The organism is Cloacibacillus sp. (assembly GCA_036655895.1).
Taxonomy (GTDB): domain Bacteria; phylum Synergistota; class Synergistia; order Synergistales; family Synergistaceae; genus JAVVPF01.
This window is the reverse complement of sequence record JAVVPF010000034.1, coordinates 23,669-29,907: the sequence shown is the minus strand read 5'-3', so window position 1 is coordinate 29,907 and position 6,239 is coordinate 23,669. Positions and strand designations below refer to the sequence as shown.

Sequence of the window (6,239 nt, the reverse complement as noted above, 5' to 3'; positions counted from 1 at the left end):
TAGTTTTGCGGCGTCTCGGGCCAGGGTGGCGGGGTTGCAGGAGACGTAGACGACACGTTTGGGGGATATTTTTATTATGGCGGCTATTACTTTTTCGTCGCAGCCGGTGCGCGGCGGGTCTACTACTACAGTGTCGTAGCTGCCTCGGCTCAGCTCTTCCGCTATATCTTCGGCCTGCGCCGCTTTATGTGTTATTGTAGTTATGCCGTTCTGTTCGGCGTTTGTTTTTATGTATTTTGCGGCGGGAAGCCAGCTTTCTACGGCGGTGACGGCGGCGCCGTTTGCGGCCAGAAATACTGTGAGGCTTCCGGTACCGGAATATAGTTCTAGTATGTTTTTTGGAGAGTCTGCGAGCGCCAGTTTCGCGGCGCATTCGTAGAGCGCCGCCGCCTGTTCGGAGTTTACCTGAAAGAACGACGAGGCTTCAAAGGTGAATTTGTAGGGGCCGAGGCGTTCCGTCATTACGGACGCGCCGAAGATAGGGATAGTTCTGCTTCCCCATATAAAATTGCCCGGTTCCGCGTTTATGTTGTAAACGAGGCCGCCGAGTCCTTTGATTTTTTTCGCGACGGTGTTGAGGCGGCGCGTTTCAGCGTCAGAGAGCGCACGGCTTCCGATGACGGCAACGAGTGAATCTTCTGTGAAGCGCGCCTGTCTTATTACGACGTGGCGAAGCAGCCCGGACTGAGGGCCGCCGCCTTCGCGAACGCCGCAAAAGCCGGCCTCTTTCAGCGCTGCAAGCAGAGCGCGCGCTATCTCGTTGATTTTAGGGTCTAGCACGGCGCATTGTGTGTAAGGAATTATTTCGTGGCTGCGCTTTTTATAAAAACCGGCGTGGACGCGTTCGCCGCAAAAGGACTGAACGGGCAGAGAGGCTTTGTTTCGGTATCCCCACTGGCTCGGTGACGGCTCGCATGGCGCGACCTTTGGCGCGTGAAAGCCGCCGATGCGTTCAAGTGCGTCGCGCACCGTCTTTTCTTTCATTTTAAGCTGTGCGTTGTATGCTATATGCTGAAGCTGACAGCCGCCGCACCTTCCAAACGAGGGGCATACCGGGGCTGTTCTGTCCGGCGACGTACTGCGCCTTTCCAGCAGCTTTGCCGTGCCGTAATTTTTCTTTTTTGAGACGACGCGCACCTCGGCCTCCTCGCCGGGCAGCGCGTCCGGCACGAAGAGCACAAAGCGCTCGCTGCCGGCGCGCACCACGCCTTCACCCTCGTTGTTTATATCCGCTATTGTTACGTTGAGTTTATCTCCCTGCATCATCATGGCAATACTATACACTAAATTTTGAACCTTTTGTGAGCCTTTTCTGCGGCGGTCTTTAATAAAATTGCGCGAAGAGGCCGCGCGTGCGGCAGCCTCTTCGCGCATCTAATCCGCGTTATCTACGCCGCAGTTTAAAATACGGCGTAGTCTACATCCTTGGGATCGCCTATAAACATATATCCCGGCGCGTGCGTTATGGCAAAGGGCGGTTTGCTGTTCATCAGCACCGCTTGAGGCGTCACTCCGCAGGCCCAGAACACAGGCGTCTCGCCTTCGCGAATCTCTACCGCGTCGCCGAAATCCGGTTTGTTTACATCTTTTATGCCGATGGCCGACGGATCTCCGACATGGATGGGCGCACCGTGGACTGCGGGGAATCTTCCCGTTGAGAGGACGGCCTTTGGCACCTGTTCAAATTTCACGGGACGCATACTGACCACCATTGGGCCTGAAAGACGCCCAGCCGGCTTGTTCTGTATGTTTGTGATGTACATGGGGACGTTGCAGTTCATGTCTATGTGGCGGATGGGGATGCCGGCCTCAAGCAGCGCGCCCTCAAAGCTGAAGGAGCAGCCGAGCAGAAAGGCTACCAGGTCGTCGCGCCAGTATTTTATTACGTCTGACGGTTCGTCCGCGAGCACTCCGTCTTTCCAGACGCGGTACTTCGGGATGTCTGTGCGGACGTCGGAGCCTGGCGCTATGAGTTTGGCCTCAAATTCGCCTGGTTCTGTGATGTCGAGTATCGGGCACGGCTTCGGGTTGCGCTGGGCAAAGACGAGGAAGTCATAGGCCCATTCTTTGGGCAGCACTATCATGTTGGCCTGCACGTTGCAGTGGCAGAGGCCCGATGTGGGATAGTTCCACTCTCCGGCGCGGATAAGCTCGCGCATCTCTTTTGCCGATGTTGAATAAAAAGGAGCTACGTCAAATGGAAGCGTCATCCCAGAACTACCTCCTTTAGATTAGTTACCTTTACGCCGGCTGCTTCAAGTGCGGCGCGCACGGCCTTTGCCATTTCAACTGCTTCGGGCGTGTCGCCGTGCATACAGATGGACTGCGGCCTGAAATTGATGATAGTTCCGTCGACAGCCTCTACGGTGCCCTCCGTCACCATTCGGACGACGCGCTTTGCAGCGGCGCAAGCGTCGTGGATGACGGCGCCGGGCTGGGAGCGCGGCACGAGCGAGCCGTCGGGCATGTATCCGCGGTCCGCGAAGGCCTCAGCCGCGAACGGGATGCCCGCCTCTTTCGCCGCCTGTTCAAACTCCGAATTTGCAAGGCCCATGAGGATTATATCTTCTCCCGCGTCCTTTACGGCGCGGGCTATAGCTTTTGCAAGCGCAGGGTCTTTCGCCGCCTGGTTGTACATGGCGCCGTGCGGTTTGACGTGCTGGAGCGTCATGCCGTTTGCGCGGCAGAAGGCGGCAAGCGCGCCTATCTGATAGAGGCAGTCGGAATATTCTTCGTCCGGCGTGCATTTCATGTTTCTGCGGCCGAAGCCCACAAGGTCTGGATATCCCGGGTGCGCGCCCGCCGCTACGCCCTTTTCGGCGCAGGCGGAAAGCGTCTTTTTCATAACGAGCGGGTCTCCCGCGTGGAATCCGCAGGCTACGTTCGCGGAGGTCACCGCGTCCATCACCGCCGCGTCGCGTCCCATTGTGTAGGCTCCGAAGCTTTCTCCGATATCGCTGTTTAAGTCAACCTTATACATGGTCGAATCACTCCTTTATTTCCTGACATGTTATATCATAGCTTTTCCCATCAACGGTGAGGATGAAATGTCCCGATACGGCGGCCGGTGCTGCGGCAGGACTCTCTTTTGCGCGCGAGACATAGGAAAAACGCATCTGCCTGACTCGTTCGACCGCATCTTTTATGCGGCGCTGCTCCGCTTCGCCATCCGCTATCTCTGCGCGGCGGAAGCGCACAGTCTCTCCCGGCATTTTTTGCGCAAGCGCCGCGATGGAAAGCGGCGCAAGCACGCCTATTTTCGTATAGCCGCCCGTCGTCTGGCGGTCGGCCATCATTATTATAGGCATCCCGTGAGCCGGTATCTGCACCGCGCCAAGGGGAATGGCGTCGGAGACTATGTCGGCGCCGCTTTCCGTGTGCTTTACCTCAGGCCCTTCCATGCGGCAGCCCATTCTGTCTGACTGCGCTGAGATAAGGTATTCGGAGTCAAAGAGCGTTTTTTCTCCCTCTTCGGTAAAGGCATCCTGCTGGAGTCCCTTTATTATCAAAAGAGGCTCTTCTTTTGGATTGACCGGAAGCGATGCCGCGTCCACGGCAAAGCCGTCGAGCCGTTTCCAGAGCGCCGCGGGTTCCTGCGTTTTTATGACATCGCCCGCTTTGAGCGCGCGCCCCTCAACGCCGCCGATTTTTGCACGCGTAAAGGTGGAACGGCTGCCCATCACTGGCGGCACGTCCACGCCGCCCGCAAAGCAGAGCATCCCGCGGCAGCCAGCGCCGCACGGCCCGGCAAAGGATATGACGTCGCCGTCTTGAAGGACTGCGGCGCGCCACGAGCCTATTTTTTTGCCGTTTACGGAAAAGCCAAGCTCCGCGCCCGCAAAGACCGCGGCGCCGCAGCCGCACACGGCAAGCTCCGGCCCTACGAGCGTCACTTCAAGAGCGGCCGCGTTCTCGTCGTTGCCAAGCATTGCGTTTCCAATTTTGAGCGCGGGAAGGTCCATCGCGCCCGCCACGGGGACTCCGCTTGACTGAAATCCCCAGCGCCCTAGGTCCTGCACCGTCGTCAGCATTCCCGGCTTTTTTACAGTAAGTTCCATATCACATCGCCTCCGTGATGACGGGCTTATAGACGCCCGCGGCAACTTCGGCCTCAATTTTTTTGTACTCGTCCTCGGAGACCGGCACAAAACGCACCTCGTACCCCGCCTCGATGAGCGTCGGACGCGCCGCCTCCGGCGTGAACAGCCGAAGCGGCGTGCGCCCTATAAGCTGCCAGCCGCCGGGGCTGTCTATCGGATAGATGCCCGTCTGCTTGCCGGCTATGCCCACGCTGCCGCCGTTTATCACGGTGCGCGGGTTTGCGAGGCGCGGCGTGGCGATGCTTTCGTCCATGCCGCCGAGGTAGGCGAAGCCGGGAAGAAACCCGATCATGTAACAATGGCACGGGCGGGCGGTGTGGCGCGCTACAACCTCTTCTTCCGTGATGCCAGCGTGCTCCGCTACGTTTGCAATATCAGGGCCGTACTCGCCGCCGTAGCATACTGGGATAGATATCTCCGTATGCGCTGCGCCCGACTCTGCGCTCTCTGCCGCGCCCGCCGCGCGCGCCTCTTTTATTACCGCCTCCGCGCTTACGACGGTAGGGTCGAAATAGACTGCAAGCGACCTGTACGTCGGCAGACATTCCACAACGGGAGTCCTCGTCTGCGTCGTAAGATATTTTTTTAGGGCAGTTACTGCGTCGTTTGCGCCGCGGTCTATCTCATCCGCGAACTCTACGACGACGCATGATTCGCCCGCTTTCAGAAATTTTGGTTCGTCAATATATACTGCCACAGACACCACCCCTTGTCATAAAAGATGAACGTATCTTTTTAGAGACCAATTTAACCGAAAAGCTTCATTATTCCGGCAAGCGACTTGACGCCCATCCATGCCGTAAATAGTACCATGATCCAGCCAAGAACCGTCAGCACCATCGGGTGTTTGTAGCCTTCGCCGATTATCTTTTTGTTGTTGGCCGCAAGCAGCACCACGCCGAGCGAGACCGGCAGGATGAGGCCGTTCAGAGAGCCCGCGAAGATAAGCAGCGTAACAGGGTTGCCCATAGTTGAGAATATTGCCGTGGAGATGCAGATGAAACCCATTATCCAGTAGCGATGGTTCATGTCTACCTGCTTAAAGAGAGTGCGCAGGAAGGAGATGGAGGTGTAGGAGGCGCCAACTACCGAGGTGACGGCGGCGCACCAGAGGATGACGCCGAATATCCTGTAACCTATTTCGCCAGCTCCGAGCAGGAAGGCCGACGCCGGGGGGTTCTTCGGGTCAAGAGCTACGCCCGTCACTACGACGCCAAGTATGGCGAGGAAAAGCATGTAGCGCATTACGCCCGTGATGCAGACCGCGGTCACAGAGCCGCGTGAGATTTTTTCGAGGTTGCCGACGCCGGTGATCTCAGCGTCGATGATGCGGTGCGCGCCCGCGAATGTGATGTAGCCGCCGACCGTGCCGCCGACCAGCGTCAGTATCGTGAGCCAGTCCACCGTAGAGGGAAGCACCGTCTCTTTAAGCGCAAGCGCCACAGGCGGCTGTGTTTTGATGACCATAAAGGCGACCATGGCGAGCATGATGACGCCAAGCACCTTCGTGAACATATCCATCGCCTTGCCAGCCTCTTTGTTGAGGAAGAGGGCGATGGCGATGACGGCGCTAAGTATGGCGCCGGGCACGAGAGGCACGCCGCACATTACGTTGAGGCCCATAGCCGCGCCGCCTACGTTGCCGATGTTAAAGACAAGTCCGCCGATGGCTACCAGGATGGCGAGGAAATAGCCAAGGCCGGGGAAGACTTCGTTTGCCACGTCCTGCGCGCGTTTGCCAGATACGCCCAGTATCCTCCAGATGTTCATCTGGACTATGATGTCGATGATAATCGAGACTACGATCGCGAACGCGAAGGCCGCTTTGAGTTTGTCCGTGAATACGGCCGTCTGAGTCAAAAATCCGGGTCCTATCGCTGAAGTCGCCATTAGGAACGCCGCTCCGATGAGTACGCTTGCTACAGAAGCATTATCTTTCTTGTCCGCCATTTTTGTAACCTCCCACTAAAATTTGGTGCTTACTATTATATATGCAAAAAAGTTGCCGAAATTTAGGGCGAAGGTAAATATACGAAACGCGGCCTGTAAGCGGGATTACAGACGGCGCGAAATGGCAATATGAGAAGGCGTGCGGTATCCGCACAGTCGGTATCCGCACACACGGGCAGAAGAGGCGCG

Annotated in this window: 6 protein-coding genes; all 6 read right to left on the bottom strand. The window is 57.3% G+C overall.

Annotated features, from left to right (window positions below; translation table 11 throughout):
• The coding region (gene rlmD / locus RRY12_10605) for a 23S rRNA (uracil(1939)-C(5))-methyltransferase RlmD (protein MEG2185119.1) at window positions 1-1,284 on the bottom strand (1,284 nt) is incomplete at its 3' end.
• 116 nt (window positions 1,285-1,400) lie between these two features.
• Entirely contained in the window at window positions 1,401-2,210 is an 810-nt protein-coding gene (locus RRY12_10600; GenBank protein ID MEG2185118.1) for a putative hydro-lyase, read from the bottom strand.
• Complete coding sequence (locus RRY12_10595) at window positions 2,207-2,980, bottom strand: 5-oxoprolinase subunit PxpA (GenBank protein MEG2185117.1); 774 nt, start codon at window positions 2,978-2,980, stop codon at window positions 2,207-2,209. Before RRY12_10595 ends, RRY12_10600 begins: the two co-directional genes overlap by 4 nt.
• 7 nt (window positions 2,981-2,987) lie before the next feature.
• On the bottom strand, window positions 2,988-4,058 hold the full coding sequence (locus RRY12_10590; GenBank protein ID MEG2185116.1) for a biotin-dependent carboxyltransferase family protein: 1,071 nt from the start codon (window positions 4,056-4,058) through the stop codon (window positions 2,988-2,990).
• A gap of 1 nt (window position 4,059) precedes the next feature.
• Window positions 4,060-4,797: a 5-oxoprolinase subunit PxpB gene (gene pxpB, locus RRY12_10585; protein MEG2185115.1), complete on the bottom strand. Its 738-nt coding sequence runs from the start codon at window positions 4,795-4,797 to the stop codon at window positions 4,060-4,062.
• 50 nt (window positions 4,798-4,847) lie between these two features.
• Complete coding sequence (locus tag RRY12_10580; GenBank protein MEG2185114.1) at window positions 4,848-6,050, bottom strand: divalent metal cation transporter; 1,203 nt, start codon at window positions 6,048-6,050, stop codon at window positions 4,848-4,850.
• Window positions 6,051-6,239: the final 189 nt, after the last annotated feature.

Coding starts and splice junctions, on each gene's coding strand:
- RRY12_10600 (MEG2185118.1), bottom strand. CDS start 2,210: ATGACGCTTCCATTTGACGTAGCTCCTTTTTATTCAACATCGGCAAAA.
- RRY12_10580 (MEG2185114.1), bottom strand. CDS start 6,050: ATGGCGGACAAGAAAGATAATGCTTCTGTAGCAAGCGTACTCATCGGA.
- RRY12_10595 (MEG2185117.1), bottom strand. CDS start 2,980: ATGTATAAGGTTGACTTAAACAGCGATATCGGAGAAAGCTTCGGAGCC.
- RRY12_10590 (MEG2185116.1), bottom strand. CDS start 4,058: ATGGAACTTACTGTAAAAAAGCCGGGAATGCTGACGACGGTGCAGGAC.